Origin of the sequence: Rahnella selenatireducens, assembly GCF_046449555.1 — a bacterium.
GTDB classification, from domain to species: Bacteria; Pseudomonadota; Gammaproteobacteria; order Enterobacterales; family Enterobacteriaceae; genus Rahnella; species Rahnella selenatireducens.
Window position 1 is genome coordinate 131243 of sequence record NZ_JBKEZJ010000007.1, and the last position, 25238, is coordinate 156480.

General features: G+C 52.0%; 24 protein-coding genes. 9 read left to right on the forward strand and 15 right to left on the reverse strand.

The annotated features are described in order from the left end of the window. Nucleotides 1-18: 18 nt before the first annotated feature. From tssG to ACLBVC_RS13550, 4 genes are all read left to right on the forward strand, one after another. Entirely contained in the window at nt 19-1032 is a 1014-nt protein-coding gene (gene tssG / locus ACLBVC_RS13535; RefSeq protein ID WP_410150038.1) for a type VI secretion system baseplate subunit TssG, read from the forward strand. A 93-nt stretch (nt 1033-1125) separates the two neighbouring features. After that, a complete protein-coding gene (gene yajD / locus ACLBVC_RS13540) occupies nt 1126-1473 on the forward strand; it encodes an HNH nuclease YajD (protein ID WP_101076489.1) in 348 nt (115 codons plus the stop codon). A 242-nt stretch (nt 1474-1715) separates the two neighbouring features. Then, nucleotides 1716-2699 (forward strand): DUF1852 domain-containing protein, encoded by a 984-nt coding sequence (locus ACLBVC_RS13545; RefSeq protein ID WP_410150039.1) that lies wholly within the window; start codon nt 1716-1718, stop codon nt 2697-2699. Nucleotides 2700-2725: 26 nt separating this feature from the next. Continuing rightward, the gene (locus ACLBVC_RS13550; protein WP_410150168.1) at nt 2726-3757 is read left to right on the forward strand and encodes a methionine synthase; all 1032 of its coding nucleotides are present in this window, start codon (nt 2726-2728) and stop codon (nt 3755-3757) included. 137 nt (nt 3758-3894) lie between these two features. Here ACLBVC_RS13550 and ACLBVC_RS13555 read toward each other — a convergent pair whose 3' ends face one another. Further along, the gene (locus ACLBVC_RS13555; protein WP_410150040.1) at nt 3895-4098 is read right to left on the reverse strand and encodes a DUF6434 domain-containing protein; all 204 of its coding nucleotides are present in this window, start codon (nt 4096-4098) and stop codon (nt 3895-3897) included. A 33-nt stretch (nt 4099-4131) separates the two neighbouring features. Next, nucleotides 4132-4533, reverse strand: coding sequence for a winged helix-turn-helix transcriptional regulator (locus tag ACLBVC_RS13560; protein WP_410150041.1), 402 nt, complete (start codon nt 4531-4533; stop codon nt 4132-4134). A 99-nt stretch (nt 4534-4632) separates the two neighbouring features. On the opposite strand from ACLBVC_RS13560, the gene ACLBVC_RS13565 reads away from it, so the two are divergent. Then, complete coding sequence (locus tag ACLBVC_RS13565; RefSeq protein ID WP_410150042.1) at nt 4633-5364, forward strand: SDR family NAD(P)-dependent oxidoreductase; 732 nt, start codon at nt 4633-4635, stop codon at nt 5362-5364. Between the two features lie 93 nt (nt 5365-5457). Here the strand turns inward: ACLBVC_RS13565 and ACLBVC_RS13570 are convergent, their stop codons facing one another. Both ACLBVC_RS13570 and ACLBVC_RS13575 read right to left on the reverse strand, forming a co-directional pair. After that, a complete protein-coding gene (locus ACLBVC_RS13570; RefSeq protein ID WP_410150043.1) occupies nt 5458-6471 on the reverse strand; it encodes an NADP-dependent oxidoreductase in 1014 nt (337 codons plus the stop codon). Between the two features lie 118 nt (nt 6472-6589). Beyond that, on the reverse strand, nt 6590-7696 hold the full coding sequence (locus tag ACLBVC_RS13575) for an NADH:flavin oxidoreductase (protein WP_410150044.1): 1107 nt from the start codon (nt 7694-7696) through the stop codon (nt 6590-6592). Nucleotides 7697-7914: 218 nt separating this feature from the next. Between ACLBVC_RS13575 and ACLBVC_RS13580 the strand changes: the two genes are divergently transcribed. Further along, nucleotides 7915-8493, forward strand: coding sequence for a TetR/AcrR family transcriptional regulator (locus ACLBVC_RS13580; protein WP_410150045.1), 579 nt, complete (start codon nt 7915-7917; stop codon nt 8491-8493). Nucleotides 8494-8601: 108 nt separating this feature from the next. Then, a complete protein-coding gene (locus ACLBVC_RS13585) occupies nt 8602-8967 on the forward strand; it encodes a methionine-R-sulfoxide reductase (RefSeq protein ID WP_410150046.1) in 366 nt (121 codons plus the stop codon). A 6-nt stretch (nt 8968-8973) separates the two neighbouring features. Here ACLBVC_RS13585 and ACLBVC_RS13590 read toward each other — a convergent pair whose 3' ends face one another. Further along, nucleotides 8974-9459 (reverse strand): helix-turn-helix domain-containing protein, encoded by a 486-nt coding sequence (locus ACLBVC_RS13590; RefSeq protein ID WP_410150047.1) that lies wholly within the window; start codon nt 9457-9459, stop codon nt 8974-8976. 368 nt (nt 9460-9827) lie between these two features. Here ACLBVC_RS13590 and ACLBVC_RS13595 point away from each other — a divergent pair, with 368 nt between their 5' ends. Next, entirely contained in the window at nt 9828-11219 is a 1392-nt protein-coding gene (locus tag ACLBVC_RS13595; RefSeq protein ID WP_410150048.1) for an EAL domain-containing protein, read from the forward strand. Between the two features lie 53 nt (nt 11220-11272). Here the strand turns inward: ACLBVC_RS13595 and ACLBVC_RS13600 are convergent, their stop codons facing one another. The 10 genes from ACLBVC_RS13600 to evgA all read right to left on the reverse strand — a co-directional run bounded on the left by ACLBVC_RS13600 (nt 11273) and on the right by evgA (nt 23629). Beyond that, on the reverse strand, nt 11273-12460 hold the full coding sequence (locus tag ACLBVC_RS13600) for a hypothetical protein (protein ID WP_410150049.1): 1188 nt from the start codon (nt 12458-12460) through the stop codon (nt 11273-11275). A gap of 69 nt (nt 12461-12529) precedes the next feature. Then, complete coding sequence (locus ACLBVC_RS13605) at nt 12530-15082, reverse strand: fimbria/pilus outer membrane usher protein (RefSeq protein WP_410150050.1); 2553 nt, start codon at nt 15080-15082, stop codon at nt 12530-12532. A gap of 102 nt (nt 15083-15184) precedes the next feature. Next, on the reverse strand, nt 15185-15940 hold the full coding sequence (locus ACLBVC_RS13610; RefSeq protein ID WP_410150051.1) for a fimbrial biogenesis chaperone: 756 nt from the start codon (nt 15938-15940) through the stop codon (nt 15185-15187). After that, nucleotides 15937-16680: a fimbrial biogenesis chaperone gene (locus tag ACLBVC_RS13615; protein WP_410150052.1), complete on the reverse strand. Its 744-nt coding sequence runs from the start codon at nt 16678-16680 to the stop codon at nt 15937-15939. The genes ACLBVC_RS13610 and ACLBVC_RS13615 overlap by 4 nt, the downstream gene beginning before the upstream one ends. Nucleotides 16681-16690: 10 nt before the next feature. After that, a complete protein-coding gene (locus ACLBVC_RS13620; RefSeq protein WP_410150053.1) occupies nt 16691-17251 on the reverse strand; it encodes a fimbrial protein in 561 nt (186 codons plus the stop codon). Nucleotides 17252-17272: 21 nt separating this feature from the next. Further along, on the reverse strand, nt 17273-17818 hold the full coding sequence (locus tag ACLBVC_RS13625) for a fimbrial protein (RefSeq protein WP_410150054.1): 546 nt from the start codon (nt 17816-17818) through the stop codon (nt 17273-17275). Then, nucleotides 17802-18518 carry a fimbrial biogenesis chaperone gene (locus ACLBVC_RS13630; RefSeq protein ID WP_410150055.1) on the reverse strand — a complete coding sequence of 239 codons (717 nt, stop codon included), beginning with the start codon at nt 18516-18518 and terminating at the stop codon, nt 17802-17804. Before ACLBVC_RS13630 ends, ACLBVC_RS13625 begins: the two co-directional genes overlap by 17 nt. A 106-nt stretch (nt 18519-18624) precedes the next feature. Beyond that, nucleotides 18625-19134: a fimbrial protein gene (locus tag ACLBVC_RS13635; RefSeq protein WP_410150056.1), complete on the reverse strand. Its 510-nt coding sequence runs from the start codon at nt 19132-19134 to the stop codon at nt 18625-18627. Nucleotides 19135-19392: 258 nt separating this feature from the next. After that, entirely contained in the window at nt 19393-22992 is a 3600-nt protein-coding gene (locus ACLBVC_RS13640) for a response regulator (RefSeq protein ID WP_410150057.1), read from the reverse strand. Nucleotides 22993-22996: 4 nt separating this feature from the next. Next, nucleotides 22997-23629, reverse strand: coding sequence for an acid-sensing system DNA-binding response regulator EvgA (evgA, locus tag ACLBVC_RS13645; RefSeq protein ID WP_410150058.1), 633 nt, complete (start codon nt 23627-23629; stop codon nt 22997-22999). A gap of 455 nt (nt 23630-24084) precedes the next feature. On the opposite strand from evgA, the gene ACLBVC_RS13650 reads away from it, so the two are divergent. After that, nucleotides 24085-25215, forward strand: coding sequence for an efflux RND transporter periplasmic adaptor subunit (locus ACLBVC_RS13650; protein ID WP_410150059.1), 1131 nt, complete (start codon nt 24085-24087; stop codon nt 25213-25215). Nucleotides 25216-25238: the final 23 nt, after the last annotated feature.

Below are 25238 nucleotides of genomic sequence, written 5' to 3' on the forward strand. Positions count from 1 at the left end.
GAGGAGAATGAAAAGCGTATGAAAGAATTCTGGCGGGACAAGGACGGCAACGACCGGGCGCACGCGTTTAATTTCTACCGTTTTTGTCAGTTGCTGGAAAAACAGCTCGCGGACAATAAACCCTTAGGCAGCACCTTTTCGCCCAAAAACGACGCGGTGCGTTTTCGGCCGCATCCCGGCATGGGTTTTCCGGTCAGCGAGGTAAAGGCGGTAGAAACGGATCCGCAACGCCCGGACGCACCGCCGACGGTACGCACCACGTTTATGAGTTTATACGGCGTGGATTCCCCGCTGCCGACCCGTTACATCGATGACATTGCCCAAAAACGCGAAGGCCATGAAGCGCTCGAAGCCTTTTTAGACATCTTCAACCACCGGATGATGACGCAGTTTTACCGCATCTGGCGAAAGTACAGCTATCCGGCGACCTTTGAAGACGGCGGCACCGATAAAACCTCGCGCAGCCTGATGGCGCTGACCGGCATCACCGGCAGCGGCAACGTACCGGCCTCGCGCCTGCTGGCATTGCTGCAACCGCTAGTCAGAACCACCCGCACGGCAGAGGGGATTGTCAGCGTGATTGGCACGCAGGCCCCGAATACGCAGGTGACGGTCAAACCGCATAAAGTCACGCGGATGCCTGCCGGTAAACGGGCGAAATTCTCGTTTTTAGATCAGCAAAAACTGGGCGATCATCTGGTGCTGGGCAGCGAAACGTCGGACGTGAATTATTGCATCGGCGTAGAAATGTTTACTGAAAACGCAGCGGAAGCCAAAGGCTGGTTGCCCGGCGGCCAGCTGGGTAAGGACGTATTCGAACTGCTGCGCGTCTATCTGGGGTGTGATTATGATGCCAGCCTGTCACTCACCATTCCGATGAAACTGGCGCCACTGCCACGCCTGGGCGACCGTTCCGTGCTGGTGGGTTACAACGTGGTGCTGGGGTTGCGCGAGGATAATCTGGATGAAATGCCGGTTCAGGTGACGATGAAACTGGGGCGGATCAGAGACAAAAAGCACAGAAACCAATAAGCCCATCCGGCTTTCATTTTTCCTCGCGCCCCATTGTGGGATATATTGGGCGCAGACTTTTAACATCATCTCTTTGTAACGGATAACATCGCCATGGCACTGATCCCCAAAAACTACTCGCGTCTGGAAAGCGGCTATCGTGAGAAAGCCCTCAAAATCTATCCCTGGGTGTGCGGCCGCTGCTCGCGGGAGTTTGTTTATTCCAATCTGCGTGAATTAACGGTTCACCATATTGATCACGACCATACCAATAACCCGGAAGACGGCAGTAACTGGGAGTTGTTGTGTCTGTATTGCCATGATCACGAACACTCGAAGTACACAGAAGCCGACCAGTACGGCACGCGCGTTGTGGCGGGCGAAGATGCGCAAAATGATGTTGATGCCGCCACCTACAACCCGTTTGCCGATTTAAAGTCGATGCTCAACAAGAAGAAATAATATGCGAAATGTCAGCCTCTGGCGCAGAGGCTGACTTTCGAGAATCCCCTCCTTTCTTCACTTCGTACACGTATTTCATCGAATCTCCCTGAACATCTGCATTGCCACCGTCCTGAACCCACACCTGATCATGAAGTTCGTTCATGTTTAATGAAATTAAATCACTTTTCCTCAATCACTGACTCAGGCATAAATTATGCATAGCAGTTATCTACAGATATACATCAGGGTGCCGGAATAAAATGAATAAGAAATTTGCATTTACTATTAAGAGCATTTGCTTCGACGAGAATTATAACCCTTCTGAAAGTACGCGTATCACGACGAACTTTGCTAATCTGGCCCGCGGCGAGAAACGTCAGGAGAACTTACGCAACACTCTGGTGATGATTGACAACCGTTTCAATTCACTGGCGCATTGGGATAACCCGAATGGTGATCGTTATAGCGTAGAACTTGAGATCATTACTGCGCAGCTGAATATTGATATTGACGGAAAGGCCGACGCCTTCCCGGTGATTGAAATTTTGAAAACAAATATCATTGATAAAAAAAACCAGGAACGCATAGAAGGTATCGTCGGGAATAACTTCTCCTCTTACGTGCGCGATTTTGATTTCAGCGTTTTACTGCCCGCGCACAATAAGAACAAAGACCAATTTACGCTTCCGGACAACTTTGGTGAGTTACATGGGAATATTTTCAAACAATTCATCAATTCAGATACCTACAAAAACAGCTTCAATAAAACGCCGGTTATCTGTCTGAGTGTCTCCAGTAAAAACGTCTATTACCGCACGGGTAATGAACATCCTGTACTGGGCATCGAATATCAGCAGGATGAACTTTCCCTGACAGATACCTATTTTGCAAAAATGGGATTACATGCCCGATATTTCATGCCAAAAGATAGCGTTGCGCCTTTGGCCTTTTATTTCGCGGGCGATTTACTCAGCGATTACACTAACCTTGAACTTATCAGTACCATCAGCACGATGGAAACGTTCCAAAAAATTTACCGGCCTGAAATTTACAATGCGAATTCCGCCGCAGGAAAATGCTATCAGCCGAGCCTGAACTTCCAGGATTATTCGTTAACACGAATTGTTTATGATCGCGAAGAACGTAGTCACTTAGCTATTGAACAAGGGAAGTTTACTGAAGAGAATTTCATTAAACCTTACCAAACTGTTCTTGAACAATGGTCTGCCAGTTCCGTTCTTTGATTAACCAAAATACAGGGTCATCTATTATGAAAAAGTTATTACCGACGTCAACGGCGGGCAGTTTACCGAAGCCATCATGGCTGGCACAACCTGAGGTACTTTGGTCACCCTGGAAATTGCAAGATCAGGAATTAACTGACGGTAAACATGACGCCCTGCGTCTGTGCCTGGAAGATCAGCAGCAGGCCGGCATTGATATTGTCAGCGATGGCGAGCAAACGCGTCAGCATTTTGTCACCACGTTTATTGAACACCTTAACGGCGTCGATTTTGAAAAACGTGAGATCGTTAAAATCCGCGATCGCTATGATGCGAGCGTGCCCACCGTTGTGGGTCCGGTGAGCCGCCAGAAATCTGTGTTTGTTGAAGATGCTAAATTTTTACGTCAGCAAACAGACAAGCCGATTAAATGGGCTCTGCCGGGTCCCATGACGATGATCGATACGCTTTATGATAACCATTATAAAAGCCGCGAAAAACTCGCCTGGGAATTCGCTAAAATTCTCAACGAAGAAGCCAAAGAATTGGAGGCGGCCGGTGTAGATATTATTCAGTTTGATGAACCCGCATTTAATGTGTTCTTTGATGAAGTGAATGACTGGGGAATTGCCACGTTAGAAAGAGCCATTGAAGGGCTTAAATGTGAAACGGCGGTGCATATTTGCTACGGCTATGGCATCAAAGCCAACACAGATTGGAAGAAAACGCTGGGAACAGACTGGCGACAATACGAAAAGATTTTCCCGAAATTACAAAAATCGAATATCGATATTATTTCACTGGAATGTCATAACTCGCATGTTCCTATCGAACTGCTGGAACTCATTCGGGGTAAAAAGGTAATGGTAGGCGCGATTGACGTGGCAACCAATACCATTGAAACACCTGAGGAAGTTGCCGAGACGCTGCGCAAAGCACTGCAGTTTGTTGACGCCGACAAACTCTACCCTTGCACCAACTGCGGCATGATCCCTTTACCTCGCGGCATCGCCAGAGGCAAGCTGGATGCATTGAGTGCAGGCGCAGAAATCGTCCGTAAAGAACTTCTGGCTAAATAGCACCGCCAGACAGTTTGTGCTTTGAAGAGAATTGAGTCCGGGTTGAGCGATCAGTGGGATCGCTCAACCGATAAACCCAGTCGGGCTAAGTTATGACGACGATCCAGACCATCCCTGTTCTTCATGACTTTCGCCGGTTAACGCCTGCGCTTCCACTCATCAGCAACATCTCCCAGAGTTTTTGGCACATCGTTCCGTATCCAGGCCATGAAATCTCGGTCGAATCGAAATGCTTCCCCGCACTGCTCAACCATGAAACGACGCACATTTTGGGTGTTTTTGTAATTCTTATCCACGACGGTAGTACGGGTGAGTGATGAACTGTGCCAGTCAATTTTCATTTTTACTGCGCCTGTGAATATCAGTAAGGAAAATCATAAACCTTCAAAAACCTGCTCGCCATTTTCTGTCGCATGACACCGGTCATACGCCGCCTGCGCCTCTTCCAATGCGGGTCCAAACTCCAGAGCCCAGTCATACAACGCCACAAACGGCTGCTGCAATGTTTGCGCCAGCGGCGTAAGGCTGTATTCCACCCCTACCGGTGAAGTCGGCAACACTTCACGATTAACCAGTCCATTTCGTTCAAGCCGCTTTAAGGCATCTGCCAGTGCTTTATGCGTAATGCCATCAAGACGACGACGGATTTCGTTAAAGCGTGAAGGTTTGGTGCAGAGCACCGTGAGAATTAAAATCGACCATTTATTGGTGATATGCTCAAGCACCGGGCGCGTTTTTCCTACATCTCTCAAGCTGTTACCGTCAATTTCTGCCATGCCGATATACTCCGCTATACCTGATATCAATAAAGTGCGTAATTGTTATCTAGTATAGATTTTATATCATCTATTTTCCAACCAAACGGGAGATGACAGATGAGCAGATTAGAAAACAAAGTGGCCGTGGTATTGGGCGGCGCGAAAGGCATTGGTCTGGCAATCAGCCAGCGGTTTACCCAGGAAGGCGCAACAACCTGGTTTACTTCACGCCGGGAAACAGAACTTGAGGTGGCGAGCGGGAAAATATCAGGCACCTCGGTTCCGCTTCGTGCTGATGTCAGCCAGCCTGACGAACTGACCCGCATCATGCAGACCATTCAGGCCGAATCGGGCCGGATCGATGTGCTGGTCATCAACGCCGGAATGTCGGAACACGCCACGATTGATAACATCAGTGAAACGCATTTTGATCAAATCTTCGACCTCAATGTGCGCTCGCCGGTGTTTGCGTTACAGGCCGCACTGCCTTTGCTGAAACCCGGTGCCAGTGTGGTGCTGATAGGTTCAATCGCGGATGTCATTGGCACACAGGGATACGGTGTTTACAGTGCGAGTAAAGCGGCGCTGCGCTCTTTCGCACGAACCTGGACACGCGAACTTTCTGCTCGCGGCATCCGCATTAACGTGGTGGCGCCCGGCCCTGTCGATACTGAAATGATGGCGGCTGCGTCTGATGATGTTCGCAACGGATTAGCCGGTGCGATCCCGCTCGGAAGACTGGGCAAACCTGAGGAAGTCGCCAATGCTGCGCTATTCCTCGCGAGTGACGAGAGCAGCTATATCGCCGGTGCGGAGATCTGTGTAGATGGTGGCCTGACGCAGGTTTGACAGACTGTGCAGCTACCTCAGGGTAGCTGCACAGAAAGAGTGCATTTCAAGTTACAAAGAGCAAAATTCCCGAATTCTTTGCTGAATCTATGCTCACTTTTCCTTAATGATACCCATCTCGATCACCACTTTACCTTTTGCCCGCCCGGTCTCGACGTAACCTAATGCTTCTGCCGTCTTCTCAAAGGGGAAAACGCGGTCGATGACAGGATGAATAGCCCCTGATTCGATCAGCGTTGTGATTTCACTGAGCTGGCGTCCGCTGGCACGCATAAAAAGAAACGTATAGTTTACGCCCTGCCGTTTTGCTTTCTTTCGGATGCGGTAACTCAGCAGACGCATAATCTGCCGGAGATACCACGGCAAACCCTGTTCGGTGGAAAATTCGGGCGTTGGCGGGCCAGATATCGAGATCAGTTTACCGCCCGGTTTCAGGATGCTCAGCGATTTTTCCAGAACATCCGTTCCGAGGCTGTTGATTACCACGTCGTAATCACTATCACCGGTTTCGAAGTTTTGCGCCTTGTAGTCAACAACCACATCCGCGCCCAGGGCTTTCACCCAATGCACATTTTTTTCACTGGTCGTGGTGGCAACAAAGGCACCCAGATGTTTAGCGAGCTGTATCGCTATCGTTCCGACGCCGCCCGACCCAGCGTGAATGAAAATCTTCTGCCCTTTCCTCAGTTTTGCGACGTCAACGAGCGCCTGCCACGCCGTCAGGCTCACCAGCGGAACAGAAGCCGCCTGCAGGAAATCCAGGTTTTTAGGTTTATGCGCCAGCGCACTTTCCTTTACTGCAATGAATTGTGCAAAAGAACCGATACGATCCTGATCGGGGCGGGCATACACTTCGTCCCCCGGTCTGAACGCATGAACGGCAGAACCAGTCCGTACAACAACACCCGACACATCGTTACCCAGAATCAGCGGCAGCCGGTAAGGCAGCAAAAGTTTAAATTCGCCTGTTCTTATTTTACTGTCGAGGGCGTTCACCCCCGCTGCGTAGACGCGGATGAGAACGTCATCTTCCTGCATCTGCGGTTCAGCTATTTCAGTAATCCGGCCGCTGTTTTTGCTGTACTTATCAATGATGAATGCTTGCATATTTTTGTGTTATCCACTTTCATAACCCTATAAATGACAATCATCATCTATATTGGCAAAATAAAACCGACATGTTGAACGGAAACAACATGCCGGTTTTCAGGAGTTATTCAGAAACTCAGGCCAGTGCGCCCAGATCAGCTGCATTAAATCCTTTCAGCTCATCCAGTCGTGCATTCCGGATCTTCTGCACCCAGTGCGCGTCCGAAATTAAGGCACGTCCGACAGCAATCAGGTCAAACTCCTCGCGTTCAAGCCGTGCGTAAAGATTGTCCAGAGCCGCTGTACCCGAACCTTCACCGCCGAAAGCAGCGAAGAAGTCAGAATCCAGCCCCACGGAACCGACGCTGATGGTCGCCGCGCCGGTCAGTTTCTTCGCCCAGCCAGCAAAGTTCAGCCCCTCTGCGCCATCAATTTGCGCAAACTCTGGCTCCCAGAAACGGCGTTGTGAACAGTGAAGAATATCCACACCGGCCTCTACCAGTGGTACCAGCCAGTCAGCCATTTCTTCAGGGGTATTCGCCAGACGTGCGGAATAATCCTGCTGTTTCCACTGGCTCACACGAAGAATTAGCGGGAATTCAGGGCCGACAGCGGCGCGAACGGAACGGACAATTTCAGCCGCAAAACGCGCGCGCTCGCGAATAGTCGCCCCGCCAAAGAAATCGGTGCGTTTGTTGGTGCCCGACCAGAAGAACTGGTCAATCAGATAACCGTGTGCGCCATGCAGTTCAACGGTGTCAAAACCGAGTCGCTTAGCATCGGCTGCCGCACGGGCGAAAGCGGCTACAGTATCGGCAATATCTTCTTCCGTCATCGCCACACCGCGCGCTTCATTCGGTCCCACCAGGCCGGACGGGCTTTCAACCGGTGCATCAGGTTCCCATCCACGGCCATGTGTGGAACCGGTGTGCCAGAGTTGTGGCCCGATGCGGCCACCGGCGGAATGCACGGCTTTGACAACACAATCCCAACCCGCCAGAGCCTTTTCGCCGTGGAAAAACGGAATTCCCGCCATGTTTCTTGAGGCGGGGCGATCAACTACAGTGCCTTCGGTGAGGATAAGACCCACGCTGCCTTCCGCGCGACGGCGGTAGTATTCGGCATTCGCAGTGCCGGGGATCCCACCTTCCGCCATGCCCCGCGTCATGGGTGCCATGACGATTCGGTTAGGCAAAGTCAGGCCTTTCAACGTAAATGGGCTAAACAGAATATCGCTGGACATAAATCTTCCTTCTGAGCATGGGAGCATTGAACCCGGATGGGAGGGATAACCTTCATCGCTTTTAAATGATGGTCATCATTTATTTGGGATGTTATGATCCTGTCTCACAGCTGTCAACGATGAAAATTTCAGCGCGGCAAGCAGACCCGGGGAAAACGACGACGGGGATTTGCTGATATCATCGTGGGTAAAGCGATGTGTTTCGGAGAATTAAATTTATGGCACGGGTCTCAAAACAGCAGATGGAACGCAACCGCGAGGCGATCATTGAAACGTCTTCTCATCTCTTTCGCGCCAGGGGGTTAAACGGCGTCAGTGTGAATGATTTGATGGCAGCGGTCGGGCTAACCCACGGGGGTTTTTACGGACACTTCAAATCTAAAGATGAACTGGCGGCTATCGCCAGCGGCAAAGCATTTGCGGATTCCGAGGCCCGCTGGCACCAACTTAGCAGCCAACCCGGTCAGGATAATCTGCGCACCTTAGTCGAATTCTATCTTTCCCCCGCTCACCGGGACAACATCGAAGAAGGCTGCGCGCTCACGGCCCTGGCCAGCGATGTCGCCCGTGAAACAGATGACAAACCGGTCTGCAAAGTCTATTTAACCGGAGTGAATTTTATGCTGGAAAAACTGGCGTCTTTCTCGACTCTCGAAGACGAGGCATCGCGCAGAGCTGAGGCGCTTAAACAGTTTTCGTTGCTGTCCGGGGCGCTGGCCTTAGCGCGCGCTACCGCTGGCGATAAAGTCTCAGATGAGTTTCTCGATGCGGCTAAGAAAGCGTTATTAGGGGAATGAAGGGGGATCTGACTTGGAAAATCCCATACTCGCCACATTGTCACTGTAATGTTACGGTTGTAAAATATATTGATATCCGTAATACGCAATTTAACAGGAATGACGCCCATGAAAAAAGAACTCACTGAGTTTGAACGCTTTGTTATTGAAGACAAAGGCACAGAGCGCCCGCACACCGGGGAATACAATGCGCATTTTTCGCCGGGCCGTTATGTCTGCAAACGCTGCGGTACCCCGCTGTATACCTCAGAACACAAGTTCGAATCCCACTGCGGCTGGCCGTCTTTCGATGATGAGATCCCGGGTGCGGTAGAACGTATTCCGGATGCAGACGGGCGCAGAACTGAAATCGTCTGCTCAAACTGCCAGGCGCATCTGGGACACGTTTTCGAAGGTGAGTATTTAACCGAAAAGAACCTGAGACACTGCGTGAACTCCGTCTCACTGACGTTTGAAAGCGTAGGAGAAGAGTAATTTCCCTCACTGCCGCACGATATTTCGGTACAAATAAATGCGGTTTCCGACCTGCATCTTGTTCATCAGGCGGGCACGACTGGCGTAGATGGTTTTGATATTTACGCCCAGACGTACGCCGATTTCGCGAGTATCCAGCCCCTCCTGCAGACAGGTCAATACGTCGTTTTCGCGTTCAGACAGTTTGCTCTTCACACAATAATTGAAATGCGCGTGATTAATTGTCAGACAGGAAAGCACTTCGCTTATTTCACTCCGGCGATCGATAAAAATCACGTTTTCCAGATGGCATAATGCGTAATAGTCAAAATCGTTTGAAATAAAGGCAAAAACCTTTTTGTTCTGAAATAAACATTGTTCAACCTGCGAACGGCTGGTTGTTTGCACATCAATAATTAAATAATCACCATCGAACGAACGGGATGAAAGCAGTTTTTTAATCCCAAACGTGAAAAAATAATCTTGAGATAAAACGGTATGCAGCGAGCTCATAGTCAATCCTTTTTTACTTTCGTCCATTTACGGCTCATGCCTTCAGCAATGAGTCTGTTTTATTTTTACCACACGATCACTCTTGCCTAATACGCACCGGAATAAAATCAGTATAAGATTATTATTAAGTCAGTGCTATCTTACAGGCGTAGCCATAGTCTGAAATACACAGAGAAAGACGTATTGTTTATTTCTTATTTAAGGAAGATCGCTTACAACTGCCGCCCGAATAGAATAAATGGCATCTCATGCATCCCGATAATCGATTCACTTTTACTTTTATCACATTCATCAGTATTAATCTTGCTGGCGGCATTGTTCTTTTTGAAAAGATGAAAATCAGTCAGAAAAAAAACACTGAAAAAAACGTGCTTATCATTCGCGATGAAATTGATCGCGTTCTCACTCATGCCCGGATTGCCAGCCACTCCGCCACACATTTCCTTGAGGGGAAATGCAATGCGGCCACACAAACGGATATCCGTAAAATCGTCGCGACTGTTCCTGATGTCAGGACCGTCAGTCTGCTCAAGGGCAGTCATATTTATTGTTCTTCTGTTTTTGGCCAGCAGAACCTGATACTTGATGCCCTAAGTACGCCGCCAGTGGGATTGTCTCTGATGAACGGCAATGCGCTGACGCCCTACCGGTCGTTGCTGATTTACAGGATGGAACATGCGGATAAAAGTGTGATGGTAGGCATCGACGGTTATTATCTGCAAAACAAACTGAAGACCACTGACAAGCGCATGGACTATCAGATGACGGTCAGCGGGCTGACGCTTAATGCTGACGGTCAGGTACTGAGCCACGCCAGTAATAACGCCAGCATCCGGTATAACTCCCCTGATTTTCATTATCAGATCAGTGCATATCCTGTATATTCGCCTGGCATAAAGACGTTAATTGAGGATGAGAAATCAGGTATTTTTTTAACGTTCTTACTCTCCTCCGTACTCTGCGCATGGAGTGATAAAAGGTTTTCCCGCCGTAATACGCTGCTTTTTGGCCTTAAAAAAGCGTTGGATAAAAAAGAACTTATTCCGGTTATTCAGCCGATTATCGAAGCACACAGTGGTAATACGGTAGGTGGCGAAGTGCTGATGCGCTGGAACCATTCAGCGCTGGGCAATATTCCTCCGGAACGTTTTATTCCTTTAGCTGAGAAAAACGGCCTGATTAGCCGTATTACGCAGTCCGCCCTTCAAAGCGTTGCGGACGGGATCGCGCTGGGAAAATACAGACTTCCGCGCGAGATGACATTATTTTTCAATGTTTCCGCCGCTGATTTTATGAGTGATGATATTTTGGAATCGTGTAGATTGTTTATGCAGAAAACGCAGATTGCGGATTTGCATCTTGGGCTGGAAATTACTGAGCGTGAACCCGTCGAGGACACTCGCGGAGTTCAGGAACTGTGTCAGCAGCTTGCTGCGCTGGGCGTCAATATTTCTGTCGATGACTTTGGGACGGGGAATTCTAATTACCGCTACCTGATGCAGTTCCGCCCGCGTTATATCAAGATTGATAAAGTTTTCACGTCAGGTATCGAAACCGATGCGAAAAAAGAAGCCATCGTGCGCAATATTATTGCCATCGCGCAGGACATGCGTTGTATGACCATTGCCGAAGGCATTGAAACGGCCTCACAAAAAGAGAAACTGGCCGCGATGGGCATCACCCATTTTCAGGGATATTACTTCTCGAAGCCGGTTGAAATGGCCGCTTTCTTCCGTAACACACTGATTCTCCTCCCGTAAAAAAGGCATCCCCCGAAGGGAATGCCTTTTCTCATCGCAACATCACTCACCGTTTACCAGTTCAGATCAATCGCTACCGCTGCGGTCGCCAGGCCAGGATCGGCGCTCGCCCGCGGACACAACACCCAGACCAGCGGATCGGACCATGACGTTTCTGTCGTGATGGTGCGCAGAGTGTTTTTCGAACCGTCCATTGGCACCGATGAGCTTTTGTCCGTGCAACCGGCATCGGCGGAAGCGGTTGTGCCGCGGAACCCGCGCACATCGCCATTGATCGCGCCATTGGCTGACATCAGCGGAACACTGCTTTTATCCCCCGCCTGTGATTTTGGCGTGACGGAGTAAGACACCGGCAATGCGGTTCCCGTCGGGTTCACGCAGGTGACATCTAACGTGGAACTCACCGGAATTCCGCCCGGTTTGCCCACATCCGCAGGCGTCACGTCGCCGAAGGAGATGGATGCCGGCGTACTCACGTTGCAACTCACACCGGTCCAGGTCAGTGAAAATGTCCGCCGATCAAATGTCGACGTGGTGGCGTTCCAGCGGTATCCGCGTGAGGCCTGCGCATAAACATTTTTGGTCGCCATTTTGGCCGCCCCCGGTTTCACATAAACCCCGTAACCAATGGACGCCTGTGTGCCGCCGCCGCTGTTCATTTCGACTACGCCGGTGGAAACAGTATACGTTGTCCCCACGCCGACACAGTCGCTGCGCGTACTCAGACTTCCGGCGCTGTTACCGGTGCCGAATTTATCCCATGACACGGCTGAGGTGGTATTCAGCCCGGGGTTGCTGTTCGGTGTAAACGTTCCGCCATTGGTGATCGGGTTCATCGTCCCCGCCGTCACCACCATCGGGCCTGACATCGTGCCAAACGGGATCACCAGAATTCCGGGGGCGATCTCGTAACCGCGATAGCCGTCATACGTCGCCATCGGGTACATGTTGATGCACTCGCCGGTAGCCAGCGGTGCGGCGGAAACCAGGATCGTCCCCACCTGTCCGTATCCCAAAAAAGGCACCAGGTTTTGGGAATAATACCAGCCGGGTTTGTTGCCGGGTACGATTGCACCGGTGGTCCACTGCAACATTGTAGTGGTGATGTCACTGATCACCTGATAGCCGGAACGAAGTTCCTGTGCGGAACAGTTAGCCGCGCTGAGTAATGCGGCTGCGCCCAGCAAGCACTTTGCCCGGCGTTTCCACGCGCGGTCTGAATGAGAAATTAAAGCTGTCATGTTTTACTCCCTTTGCTGCACAGAGCGTGGTTTCACCGCCCTGTGCCGGAATTCATGGATTATTTACGCTTAACGGCATTCGCCATTAAGCTGGATAACCGGCATCTGTGCCGTCGGCGCAAGGCCGTGCAGGTTGTAGCTGACGCGGCACTGCTTATCCTGGCCTTTACCCCACATCACAGAGATATCGCCTTTTTGCGGCAGGCCGGTCAGATAAACCTGTCCGTTATCGCCCACAATGCCGGTGTTCTCTTCACTGGCGGCGCTTTGCGCCAGTGCAACGGTGGCACCAAACGGCACTGCGCCCGCACCGCCTGCACGCGTCAGGGTCATCAGCACCTGATAGCCAATGCGGGTGGCAAAGTTAGCTTTCACCACTGCGCCGTGGGTCGGATAAACCGTCTGCTGGTTTTGCGGCAAATCGACATTATCTGCCAGCGTGCTCGGGTCGAGGCCGATGCTGTTGCGGCTGTAATCTGAGAGATAAGGCACCACGGCGAATCCGCGCGAGTCGGTCTTTCCGCCATTGTTAGACAGGCTGACGCCTTCCGCGCCCGGTGCGCTGATCAGCGCCACCGAACTGCCTAAAGGCCGTGACAATGTCACGCCTTCCGAATGCACCACCGCGCCGCCGCTCATGTTGACATTCATCGAGCGCATGTCTGCGGAATAACCGTAACCGGCGGAAATGTTGCCTTTGCTGCCCTGATAGCCAAGATTGGCGGTACTGCTGCTGACCTGATCCTGATTGCCCCAGCCCTGCATCACGCTGTAAGAAAACGCGCCGTCGGCGTTGCTGCCGGCGATCCCGGCCTGCCCCTGCGTGCGCCCCTGATTGTCATGGGTGAACTGGCTGCTGGCGTAGGTGTTTTGCAGCGCGGACGAATAACTGAAAATGCTGAATGGAATGCTCAGGTTGAACGACACCTGCCGGTTTTCCGGCCAGTCGCCGTTGCCTTTCATCCGGTCCACGGTGTAATAAATCCCGTAGCTGATGCCCTTATAGCTGCCGTTATACCCGGCGGAAAGGCTGGTGAGCGTTTTCGTCGAGCCGTAATAATCATCGCGGTTGGCGCGCAGGCTGACTGAACCAAAATCGCCCAGCTGCTGCGTCACCTGCGTCTGGAAACTGCTGCGACGGCGGCTCATGATCCACGGCGATACGTCTTCCTTCTGCGCATAACCCAGGCTGTTGTATTCGGAAAAGCTGTAATAGTTTCGCGTCGAATAACGCAGCGCCGTCAGATCCACTGACGTGCCGGTCGTGAGCATACTTTTGGAATAACGCACGCGCCACGAGGCACCGCCCTGACGGTCTTTGTCTTCAAACTGCGTGCTGGAAAACGTACCGTCCGCCGACATCGCGCCCCAGTCGCCGAGCGAAACTCCGCTCCCCATGCTCAGCGCGCTGTATTTTTGCGACGTCAGCAGGCCGCCGTAGAGCGTCAGGTTTTTCGGTAAACCGTAAATCAGCGTGGCGAGCACAAAATCGGACTGGCGCGAGCCTTGGGTGGTGCCGCCGTCATAACGTCCGGCCGTGACTTCATATTTCACCGCCCCCGGCCGCAGCATCACCGGCAACGACGAATACGGCACCACGAAACTGTGGACGCTGCCGTCGGCTTCGGTCACCGCCACGTCGAGGTCGCCGGACATCCCGGCCTGATACAGATCCTTGATTTCAAACGGTCCGGGCGCGACATAAGTCTCGTACACCACGTAGCCGTTCTGGCGCACGGTGATGCGCGCGTTACTGTTTGCGACACCGGTGATCTGCGGGGCAAATCCGCGTAAGCGTGCAGGCATCATTTGCTCGGCGGTGCGTAACTGCACACCGCGGAACGGCACGCCATCCAGCACGTCACCGCCGGTGCTCGCTTCGCCCATCAGCAGGCGTGAGCCCCAGCCACGAATATCCCGCGCCAGATAGGTATTGGAAAAACGCGTGCTGTCGGCGTTGTTGCTGTCTGAATCCGAATGGCTGTGCGTGAGGGTGCTGCGCAGACGCCACGCGCCCGCATTCGCGCCGGTTTGCACATTGGCGAAAACGCTATTGCTCGTGCGCGGGTCACTGTTCACCGTCTGCTCATTACGTCCGGCGCTGACGTTATAGTTAAACAACATCGCCGGGATCCCGTCATCCCACAACGTGGGATCACTCTGGCTCTCCCGGCCGGGCTGCATGGCAACCTGCGGGATGCTGACATCCAGCCGCAGGCGCGATAAATCAAACTTCACCGTTGATTGCGGGATCAGCGCGGTGAGATCAGCGACCGGCTGATCTTTCGGTAACGCTTTCAAAGCAGGCAGCTGGTCAACGTTAACACCCAGCGTTTTCAAGAGTTCCGGCGTGAGTTCCGGCACAACATTGCCACGGGCATTCTTTTTGAAGACCAGATCGCGGGATTCCGCTTCGCGCTGGTTGACGAAAATCGTCACCAGATAATCGCCTTCTGCCACGCCACCCGCATGGGCAAACGCGGAGAGATCGACTTCCGTCGTGCCGGTTCCCAGCGAGAGCAGATCCGGGTCAAAGTAATCCTCCGACCACGCGCCCTGACAACTCATCAATACGAAAAGTGCGAGTGAATTGCGCGGAAACGCGCGTGTACTGGCTGCCATGCCATTTGTCCTGAAACAGGATGTCAATTTCTTACTCAAGATCGTTCCCTGCTTTGCAATGAATTATTCTCTGTCTGATGCCGTCCCGGAAAATGCCGGAACTTACAATGTCTGGCGCTGTAACGGCGTCACCTGGCTGTCTTCGTCGACCAGTTGCCATTCCACCGCACCGCACATTCCCACGGTCACGGGATAACGCTGCTGTCCTTTTGGCGGAACCAGCCTGCGCAGATCATCCGCCGCAAAAGATTTCCCGCCGACGGTCAGCTGGCTGAAATTGAGGTAAAACGGCGACGGGTTATCGACCACCAGCGCCTCGTTTTGCAGGCTGAAGCGAAGCTGTTTCGCCGCGCCTTTTACGCCGTCCTCCGGCAACCCTTCTGGCCGGTAAAACAACTTCATGTTGTTCACCACCGCCAGTACCAGCTGGCCGCCGTTCTGGCTGGCTTTATCCGGCACCGACGGGATCCCTTTTACCGAAAGGTAAAAGACCGATTCCCTGTCCTGCGGCAACGTCATGCCGGTGAGACGAATACGCAGCTGGAGCGGTTCCCCGGCATCGATACGTTTCAACGGCGGCGTAACCATCAGCGGAATAGAGTCGCCGGGCGCTTTGTTGTCAATTTCTGCCGCCGGTAATCCGGTGCTGAAATCCACCGGACGGATCCACGACTGCATCAGATAGGCGCGGTCGGTGTTGTTGGTCACCGACCAGGTGATGCCCTTTTTCTCCGCCGCCGGATACACAATCCGGAACTGGTTAAGTGAAAAACCGGACGGCTTTTCAGGTGAAGCAAAAGACGGCAGCGCGCCCGTTAAAGCGGCGAGAAACAGCGTGAATGTCAGGGCTCGCCTCATGATTTCCCCCGGCTTTGCACAGTGGCGTTAAACAACGGGCTGTTGCCGCCATAGTCATTAATCACGGTCCATTGCGCCTGACGGACGCCGCCGGGAGCCGGTACGCTCAACTGTGAAAAGGGCGCGACCATGATCCCGCGGCTTACGTCCACGTCAGCCGTGTCAAACGCCAGCCACGAAAACGTCAGGTAATACGGTGTCGGGTTGTTCACCTGCACCTGCCCGCTGTGATGTTGAAACGTTAAACGCCCCGCGGCTTCTTCCTGCGATATCGTCAGCCCGGTTGGGCGGTAAAACAGCTTGATGGTGTTGCGGATGCCCACGGAAATACGCGCCGCCAGAGAGGCGTCTTCGGCCTCTTTCGGCTGCGTCATCGACGGCACGGCAATCGCGGTGAAATAAAACACCGACTCGCGATCGTCGGGCAGCGCCGCAGCGCCTTTACGCAAAATCCGCACGGCGTTCTTGCTGTTACCTTCCAGCCTGAACAGCGGCGGCGTGGTGAGAAATGGCGCGGGGTCGTGTCCGGTCGGGGTCGCGACCACCGCCGACTGAACCAAATACGGCAACGTTCCGTGGTTTTGCAGGGTCACGGTCTGCGCGTTATCCGTGGACTGAAAAATCACACGCGTCCGGCTGATGCTTATCCCGCCATCTTCAGCGATCGCGCCCTGCACCATCGCCGCCATAAGCGCAGCGACAGTCACCGTCCGGCGCGCGAGTAAACACAGTAAATTCATGGCGGGATCCTCACTGATAAACAAAATCAAATGTAACGCTGGCGTTCAGCGTCCCGGATTGGGTGGCGGCATTCATACACTGATTGCCGCACGACAGCGCCACTTTCAGCGGAATGCGGGTGGAGCCGCCGTTGAAACTGGCGGCGTCCACCACGGCGGGAATAAACGTGTTGTTCGCCACTACTGCGCCCGCTGCCGTGACAATGCGCACGCCGTAATTCACCGACTGCGACGTCGCCTGGCGGAACAGGAAATCGCCGGAAGCGGTATTGCCTGAACCCGCCACCGTGACGCCGGGGCGCTGCACCGCGCCAATAAATCCGGCGCACTGCGACAACCTGACTTCCAGCGGTAACGGATTGGCCAAACTGACGCCCTGCCGGATGTCTGACGACAACACCGGCCCGAAATCCAGTGTCGCCGGTGCCGAAACCTGACAGGTCGGAGCCTGAAACGTCGCGCTAAACTGCACATCAGCCGCCGTGGCGCAGGCCGCGATCCCCGGCAGACACAGGCCAAGGGACGCCCTCAGGGCAAATAAATGCCCTGATAAAATGTTGAGATTTTTCATCGGGTTTTTCTGTTGAAAGCGTTAAGGGAAAATGAAGGCAAACGTGATTCTGGCGTTGACGTTGCCCTGAGTCAGCATCGGGTCGCCCGCGCTGCGAACCAGCCCGACGGAAAATGGCTGCACCGAATTACCATCGTCCTGACTGATGAGCACGGTATCGCCGGGCGCGACGGTACCCGCCGCGTTATAGAAATCCGTCAGGCTGGTGAGCGTGCCTTTTTTCAGCATAAAACCGGCGTATTTCGCCGTTGAACTGCCCGCACGAAATAAGCGCTTGTCCGTCAGCCCGGCCGATTCGCCGGTCACACTCATCGAAGGCGCTTTGCCCTGCATTTCCACGCAGTTGAGGTTCACGCCCAGCGGCAGAATTTGCGCCGTGCCGGTGGCAAATTGCGTCGTGTCTTTGCGGTCAAAGGTGATGCTGGCGTTATCGAGCGAAACCTGACAGCTGCCGTCCACGATATTGGCCTTAATTTCGGTGGTGGCGGCATCGGCCGCTGCGCTGGACAAAATCAGCGCAAGCCCGGCCGAGAAATACAGTAAAACCGGCTTAATTGACGGTGCCACGGAACACCTCCACGCCACCAAAATCATTGATTGCCGCCCATTCGGCCTTGCCCTGCCCGACGCTGACCGCATACGTGTTGGCCGCAAACGGCGCAACCATGCTGGTGCCTTTGATGACATCGAGTTTGATTTTTTTGCCATCAATCATCAGCTTGTTCAGGGAAATATAATAAGGCGTCGGGTTCAGCACCTTCACGCCCTGGCCTGTACGGGAAATCTGCAATTTCCCCATTGCCTCTTTTTGCGTCATCGGCAAATTATCCGGGCGATAAAACAGTTTCACGGTATTTCCGGTGGCGACCTGAAGGGTTCCGCCAACGGTATTATCATTATTTCCCTGCCCCGCTTTGCCGGTCGGAATTGACATAATATTCAGGTAAAAAACGGATTCCCTGTCACGTGGCAGTGAATTCGATTTCTTCAGAATTCGAATTTTATTGGTTGAATCAGATTCAATACGAAATAATGCAGGCGCCGGCATAAAAACGCTGTCCGACGGTTTCGCTGAAAGACTCTCTGAAATACCGACATTAATAAGGTAAGGTTGATTATGAGACCGGTTATTAATGTCAACACTCTGGCTGCTGTCGTTTGCGGAAAATATAATACGCGATGCACCAATACTGATACTTGCATATACCGGCTGAATTAAAAACAGACTCAAACTTAAAATAACGCCTGCTTTGTGATGAAATTTCATAATATTCTCTGTCCGTCCAATGGAAAAGAGAGGCCGCCAGGTGCCTCTCTTTTCTTACTCTTCGTGTCGTCCCCGTTATTCACGGAAGATGACGGAGTCTTTGCTATTAGTTGCTCACGTAAGAAATCTTGATTGGCGCGGTGTACGCCCCAGGGATCACGTTTGCAGTGTCCATCACGGCCATACCGGCGGTGAAGTTGTAGGTCAGAGCGCCGTCTTCATCAGCAACAACCGGGATGCTGGTGTCATTGATGACCTGAGTGGTGTTGTCAGACTGTTTCAGCATAAAGCCCGCAGTCTGGGACGCGTCGCTCAGGAACATGTTGTTGTTTGTGCCCACAACGCCGCTTACCTGCAAAGCACCTTCTTCGTCTGCATCACAGTTTTTCAGGGTAACAACCAGTGGCTCTTCGCCCACTTGTTGTTTAGCCGCAGTGAATTCAGTCTTCGCGAAAGAACCGACGTTTAACGTTGCAGCACCATTATTTGCTGTCACTTCGCAAGTGGTTGCGACAATATTCCCCTGCAGGGTGACATCAGCCTGCGTTGCAGCCTGAACGTTACCCGCAAAACCCAAAATAAGAGCGACGGGCGCAAGGGCGATAATTTTTTTCATTACTCAATCCTTCAATAGAATATGTTTATTACGATTAAAAAACATTTATTTTCAGCCTGCCTTGGCTGAGGAAAATATAATACGCACTGGCAGAAAGGTTAACCATGAGAGGGAGATTATTTTAATGAAGGCCGGTGACTACAGGCGTAGGACGTGCAATATTAATGGCGTGATAAATACGTTGATTCAAAAACTAGCACGACGTGAAATAAAAATAAAGCCATCACGAAGGTGATGGCTTTATTCGGATAAAAGAAATTACTGTCTGATTGAACGAGAATACGTTTCGATACCCGCACTCAGTTCTTTTATTTGCTGTTCCAGCAGCACGACACCTTTTCCCAGCGCAGGCGGATGAAGCCCGGCGGCCAGCTGATTCTCCAGCGTTTCGGCCAGTTCGTACAATGACGTCGCGCCCAGCAGCTGCATCGTACCGTTGATGCGGTGCAGATGATGTTGAAGCAGTTCCCACTCTTCACGCGCCAGCGCCTGAACGGCCGCCGCTACGTCTTTATCGTTTTCAATCCGCGACTGTTCCAGCATCTGACACATCAGTTTCTTATCACCGAGGCTGTGCGCCTCCAGCGTGGGCATGTCGATAAACGTATCCAGCGGCGGCCCGTCCGCCGGAATATTCACGCCGCTGAGCGCGGCCTTGAGTTGTTGAAGATCGATCGGTTTGAAGAGACATAAATTCATGCCCACCGCCAGACAGCGCTCTTTTTCTTCCGTCTGCGCATTGGCGGTCAGTCCCCAGATCACCATCGACTGATTCAACTCGCGTACCCGCCGGGTCAGCGTGATGCCGTCCATGTTGGGCATATTCAGATCGGTAATCAGCAGATCGTAATCCTGATTTTTGATGAGATTCAGCGCATGCAGGCCGTCTTCGGACTCATCGACGTGATAGCCAAGAATATCCAGCTGACGCCGTAATAACAGGCGGTTGGTCGGGTTATCTTCCGCAATCACAATTCGCAGCGCGACAGGCAACGTTGCTTCCTGTTCGGCAATCAGCGGCACCGCGGGCGCATTGTCCGAGGCCTGCGTCACAAGCGTGACCATCATGGTGGTACCCATGCCGGGCTGGCTGGTGATGCTGATCTGCCCCGCCATGCGTTCGACCATTTCACGACAAATCACCAGCCCGAGGCCGGATCCAATCTGCCGTTTCCCCGCTGGAGTCTGGCCGAACGGTTTAAACAGCTGTTGCTGTTCGTCGTGGCTGATGCCCGCGCCGGTGTCACGGACGCTGAGCGTGAGGTACGCCCGCTCCTCGCCCATCGCCTGCATGTGGGCAATCACGTCCACACCGCCTTCGGCGGTAAATTTAATCGCGTTACTTAGCAAATTAGACAGCACCTGTCTAATGGCCTGCGGATCCAGCCACAGCGTTTTTCCGTGTTCAAGACGGCAATCGATCGTAAGACGCAGGTTTTTCTGCCGCGCCAGTCCTTCAAAATTGGCGACGGTGGCGTTAATCACCGGTTCAAGATCGACCCATTCCGGTGTCAGCGTAAAATTACCGGACTCAATTTTTTCCATATCCAGCACATCACCAATCAGCGCAATCAGCGTTTGCGCCGTACTGTGTGCCAGCTGAATAGCTTCTTTAGTCTCTTCCGCGCTCTGTTTACGGGTGGTCAGCAATTCCAGAAAGCCCATAATCGAACTGACCGGCGTTCGGATCTCATGGCTCATGCTGGCGAGGAACTGGCTTTTGGCCTGATTGGCATCAATGGCTTTATCTTTCTCCACCTGCAACGCTTTCATCAGTTGCCTTGATTCCGTGATGTCCTGCCAGCCGCAAATCAGGATCGCTGGGCGGTTTTCCGGCATCTGACACAGCGTTAACCAGTGCAAAATCTGGCGATTTTCTTCGCCATCGTTGAGCGTCAACGAATGCGTGATCACACTGCCAGGTTGCAGCCCCTGCAAAATGTCGGGCTGTACGGCATGAAAAACATCGGCCAGCGGGCTGCGTCGGTCAAACAGGGAATAGCTCATCGAACCACGCAGCTCCGAAATAAAGAACTCGCTGAACGCGCTGTTATAACTTTCCAGTTCACCTTCCAGCGTGATGACGTAAACCGGCACGGGAATCGAATTGGATAATGTCTGGCTGAAGATCAGCTGATAATTCAGCGCGGCCTGCGCGGCCTTGCCCCGCCCGATGGCCCGCAGCAAATACACGCCCCACAGCAGGCTGGTGATCACCAGTAAAACCGCCAGGCCGATGACCAGATAAAATGGCCGGTTGTACAAATTCCAGGTGCCGATTTTTACGTCCGGCGCTTTGGTCCATTTTCCGGCAAGATTCAGGATCTCTTTCGGCGGAATATCGTCCAGCGCTTTATTTAAAATACTTTGTAATTCAGAGGAATCACGCGGGATCGCAAAAGCTATTTGCGCCGAAGGCTCATCCGGAATGCGGGTATATTTCATCGTGCCGGGATAATAGTGATCGATAATAAACCGCGACGCGAGCTGCGTGGAAACCACCGCGTCTACGTCACCGAGCATCAGCTTACTGAGTGCAGTACTGGTATTTTCTGCAATTACCCATTCCACGCCCGGATATTTCTTTTTGAGTTTATCCGTCAGCGGATGATAGGCGGGGATGGCCACTTTTGAGCCCGGCGAAAGCAAATCGTTTTGCTCCGATGACGCACGTGTCACCAGCACAAAAGGCGTGGCGATAAACGGATGCGTAAACAACATTTCCTCTTCACGTTCGGCGCTGAAGGTCGCCGTCGGCAGCACGTCCCAGCCGCCTTTACGCATGATATCGGCCATATCTGTATTTGAATTGGCAATCACCGGCTGAAAAACTAACCCGGTTTGCAGCTGGATAAGGTTAAGAATATCGCCCAGCAGCCCGCGGATTTCCTGATGGTCATCCACCATGCTCAGCGGCGCATAATACGGGTTAATCAGTACGCGCAGCTCCGGATGTTTAGCAATCCAGCGTTCCTCTCTGGGCGTCAGCTTCATCGCCTTATTTAAAAATGAAATATTGCCGGTATCGACCCACGACTGGGCAATTTGCTTATGGGTTTGTTCCGTCAGGGAACTGATAAAGGTGTCGAGAATGCCGAGCAGTTGTTTCTGATCGGCCGGTACGATGAAATGATTCCCGGTCTGCGGTTCACGCCAAAATTTCACCATTTCCAGCGACTGATAAAAATCGCGAACCAGAATAAAACTGGACGTCAGATTATTACCAAAAAAATAGTCATTTTCGTTATTCGCCACCGACGCAAGCGCCAGATAATTATCCGCATAAGACGTGATGTGCGCCTTCGGGAAAATCATCTTTATAAACTGTTCTGATGGATATCCCTGCTTAATGGCGACCGCCACCTCGTTCTTATCGTCAGACAGTGGCTTCATCACATCCGCCTGGCGCGTCACCAGCGTCGGATACGCGCGGATCAGCGGCAGTGAGGCGGCAAACGCCGGATCCAGATCTCTTTCACCGGCGGGCGATGTCAGGATAATATCCGCCTCACCGGCCTGGAGCGCGGTTAACGCTGCACTGAGATCGTCGTAATGCTTAATCACCACTTTGATTTGTAGTGAGTTTTCCATCAGCAACAGATAATCCGCGTTCATTCCCCGGTAGCGCCCGGTGGTCGAATTCATGCTCAGCGGCGGCGTTTCCTGCCCGTACACCGCAATCGTCAGGGAACGTTTCGCCGCCAGCCACAGCAGATCGTAATGCCCCAAAGGCAGCGCGGGCGTAAACACCTGATTATCACTGGCGAGCTGAAGCGTCGCAGGTTCAGGGATGGCAGATTGCGCCGGAAGACTCGCGATCAAAAGCAGAAACAGCGCCACAATGGCCCGCGTTATCATCGTGTTACCCGATTGCATTACGTTGCGCAAAGGAGAAAAGTTCCATCAGCGATTTGCAATTGAGCTTTTCCATTAAGCGGCTTTTATAGGTGCTCACGGTTTTATTACTGATGCACATTTCCGAAGCGATTTTCATATTGTCATCGCCGTTCAGAATATAGCGCATCACTTTAATTTCCTGACTCGAGAGCGACTGCAACATTTCCTGCTCAGAAGAAAGACTGCCCATAAACGTCTGCAATGATAACGGGAAATAACTGTAACCATTTTGCGCCGCGTGTACCGCCGCGATAATATTGGTCATGCCCTCTTTTTTACTGATAAATGCATTTGCGCCCGCGTCGGCGCTGCGCTTACCATAAAACAAATCGTTCTTGGCAGAGACCACAATAATAATCCGGCTGAACGCTTGCTTGCGCAGTTTCTCCACCACTTCAATACCGCTCATCACCGGAATATCCACATCGACAATCACCAGATCCGGGCTGTGTTCGCCGACAAGCTGCAACGCCTGCGCGCCGTCACCGGCTTCCGCGACGACGGCGATCTCTTCATTTTCCAGCAGGTTTTTAATAGCCATACGAGCCAGCGGATGATCGTCAACGATGACAGCATTTAACTTATTGGTTTTACTCATCTTAGCTCCTTATCAAAAGACATCTTCATGTTTCCGGTTCACTCACTTTCGCGCACAGAACAACGCACATCCCAATGACAGGTGGCGTAATTATAACGTGCTGCGGAAAGATGAACGTGTTTCGGTGCTAATTATAATGCACCGTATTGAAGGGAAATCAGAAGGATTAATTATACTGTCTGCGCATTTTTATTTTCATGAGCATTAAGACTAATAGTATCACGCAATGCAAAAACGTGTTCGCCTGAACTCAATTCGTTCAGGAAAGGTTTAAAAATTCTCAATCGCAATATTTTACTGATTGTTTTTAAAGAGAAATAACTTTCCAATTAGCTGCATGGACTTCACGTGTAGGATATTCCCTGCAAAAGTTTCCGATGTGTCTCCTGTATTTCATCCGCACCGGTGATTATTCTGACTGAATATTATTAACACATCCTTTTCAGAAAGAATGGATGAATTTTCTCATGGAAGAGTTTCACGGCATGGTCGCTAATATCGGCAAGGAACGTCCGAACCCAAAAATTAAAAAACGAATGCTTTGCGTCATTGTTATTATCGTTCCGTATTTTATTTGCAGTCTCGGGCTGGACTTTTCATTACGTAAAATGCCCGGCACCAGCGACGCTTACATTACCGGAAATCCGGTCACCCTTTCCTCAGAGATAAACGGGCGGGTGGCGGTCGTTATACAGACCAGCAGCGACCGCGTACGCAAAGGCGATATTTTGCTGCATATGGATAACACCAGGGAAATTCTCCACTATAAAAAGGCCGAAGAAACGCTGCTGGAAACGGAAAAAGAAACCCGGGAACGCTATACCGCCGGCGGCCAGAATAATACCCAAATCCTCAGTGCCCAGATGACCTACCAGCAGGCGCTGATTGATTACAACCGGCGCTTACAATCAAAAGGCCCTGCGGCGATTTCAAAAGACGATCTCCGGCAGGCTCTCATCAACGTTAATAACAGCAAAGCGGCTCTGGATACGGCCATCCGGCAATACCGGCGGAATACCGGATTGCTCAGGGATTCCGATATCACCCGGCAAAAGCAGATTTTGCAGGCCAGAAATGCATTACAGAAAGCCGCAGAAGCGCTGGATCGCACAGCGGTTCGCAGCCCGGTCACCGGTTACATCGCGCAGAGAAATGTGCATACCGGTTTGAAAGTCACGCCCGGACAAATGCTGCTGACTATCGTGCCCGCCGACCAGATGTGGATAAACGCCAATTTTACCGTGGCAGAACTTTCGGACGTCATCGTCGGCCAGAAAGCCTCAATTGTGACGGAAATGTACGGCGACAACGTGGTGTTCGACGGACAGGTGGAAGGATGGGATGACGACGCCGACATCGCGATTTCCGCCCTGAACGGTACAGGAAAATGGATCACTGACGTGCAAAAAATCCCGGTCCGCATTTCCATCAACCCGATGCAAATGAGCCAGTATCCGCTGCGAATTGGCATCTCTTCGAAAGTGAGACTGCTCGGCGGGCATTCAGGGAATACCTTGTATGCGATGGTAAGAAAAGGAATAAATATGCTGCGAGCGTTCAGGCGGTATGGGGTCAAAACAAACTGAAAATGCGCCGTAATGTTAACAGG